We start from the raw sequence: 419 nt of genomic DNA, 5'->3' as shown, positions 1-419 counted from the left end.
AAAAAGAATTTATTGCAGATTTAATTGTACAACTTAAAGCAAAAGTTATTTTAGTAAGCAGAAATTATCTGGGAAGTATTAATCATTCTTTGTTAACTGCCGAAATTTGCAAACAAAAAAATATTGATGTCTTGGGTTGGATTTTTAACGATCAGTATTTGCACTATGAAGATGAAATTGTTAGTTGGAGTGGGTTTCAAAAGATTGCCTCTGTTCCTTCAACAAAAGAAATAAACAAAGATTTTATTCTTGCACAGGCTGAAAAAATAAAACCATCTTTGCTAAAAGCACTCGCTTAAATGCTTAAAAAAGAACTCAGAAATATTTACAGAGCAAAAAGAAATGCTATTGATTCCAAAGAAAAATTGAAACTGGATGATTTAATGCTTTTGCAATTCCAGCAACTGAACTATGATGGT

Annotated in this window: 1 protein-coding gene; it reads left to right on the top strand. The window is 29.8% G+C overall.

Going from position 1 to position 419, the window contains the following annotated elements; translation table 11 throughout:
• The coding region (gene bioD, locus E3E36_RS12235) for an ATP-dependent dethiobiotin synthetase BioD (RefSeq protein ID WP_167895621.1) at positions 1-299 on the top strand (299 nt) is incomplete at its 5' end.
• Positions 300-419 lie beyond the last annotated feature (120 nt).

This window comes from Thermococcus sp. M36, from assembly GCF_012027355.1.
Lineage (GTDB): Archaea > Methanobacteriota_B > Thermococci > Thermococcales > Thermococcaceae > Thermococcus.
Note: the sequence above shows the minus strand (reverse complement) of the source record. Positions and strands in the feature narration are given on the sequence as shown.